Source organism: Streptomyces sp. NPDC006512, from assembly GCF_040611935.1.
Lineage (GTDB): Bacteria > Actinomycetota > Actinomycetes > Streptomycetales > Streptomycetaceae > Streptomyces.
This window is the reverse complement of record NZ_JBEXPG010000013.1, coordinates 1-1,181: the sequence shown is the minus strand read 5'-3', so window position 1 is coordinate 1,181 and position 1,181 is coordinate 1. Positions and strand designations below refer to the sequence as shown.

The window sequence follows — 1,181 nt, the reverse complement described above, 5'->3', positions numbered from 1 at the left end:
TCCACGGTCATCGCGACGCGGGTACGAGGGACGGTCGCCACCACCGGTGGGACGGCCACCACGGTCATCGTCACGACGCGGGTAGGACGGACGGTCATCGCGACGCGGGTAGGACGGACGGTCGCCACCACGGTCATCGCGACGGAAACCGCCGCCACCACCGGTCGGACGGCCACCGCGGTCGTCATCGCGACGCGGGAACGAGGGACGGTCGCCACCACGGTCGTCACGACGGAAACCGCCGCCACCACCCGTGGGACGGCCACCACGGTCGTCATCACGACGCGGGTACGAGGGACGGTCCCCACCACGGTCATCGCGACGGAAACCGCCGCCACCACCGGTCGGACGGCCACCACGGTCGTCATCACGACGCGGGTACGAGGGACGGTCCCCACCACGGTCGTCACGACGGAACCCGCCGCCACCACCCGTGGGACGGCCACCACGGTCGTCATCACGACGCGGGTAGGACGGACGGTCCCCACCACGGTCGTCACGGCCGCCGCGGAAACCACCGCGGTCGTCATCGCGACGCGGGAACGAGGGGCGGTCGCCACCACGGTCGTCACGGCGGAAACCGCCGCCGCCACCGGTCGGACGGTCGCCGCCGCGGAAGCCGCCACCGGAGGGACGGTCGCCGCCGCCACGGTAGCCGCCGCCGGCCGGGCGGTCGCTGCCACCGCGGTAGCCGCCACCTGCGGGGCGGTCGCCGCTGCCACCGCGGTAGCCACCACCGGAGGGACGGTCGCCGCCGGCGGGACGCCCACCACGGTCGTCACGGCGGAAACCGCCGCCACCACCGGTCGGACGGCCACCACGGTCGTCGCGGCGGAAGCCACCACGGTCACCGCCACGGTCGTCACGGCCCCCGCGGTAGCCGCCCCTGTCACCGCCGTCGTTGCGCCGAGGCTCGCGCTCCGGACGATCGTCGGGAGAGTTGGACATGGGTGTGACTCCTGTCTTCGGGGTACCGCTAGTCATTCTTGCGCAACCAACCCATGGCCGCGCTTCGGCGTAAAGAGGTGTAAAAAACAAAAGGACCCTTGGTCCAGCGTTGAACGCTGGACCAAGGGTCCTTTGAAAGATTGTTCGGCGGCGTCCTACTCTCCCACAGGGTCCCCCCTGCAGTACCATCGGCGCTGAAAGGCTTAGCTTCCGGGTTCGGAATGTAACCGGGC

The 1,181-nt window shown here is 71.1% G+C and carries 1 rRNA gene and 1 pseudogene; both read right to left on the bottom strand.

What is annotated here, in order from left to right:
- Positions 1-906: pseudogene (locus ABZZ17_RS11830) on the bottom strand (hypothetical protein); the annotation flags it as partial.
- Positions 907-1,090: 184 nt separating this feature from the next.
- Positions 1,091-1,181: ribosomal RNA gene (gene rrf / locus ABZZ17_RS11825) — 5S ribosomal RNA — on the bottom strand; the annotation flags it as partial.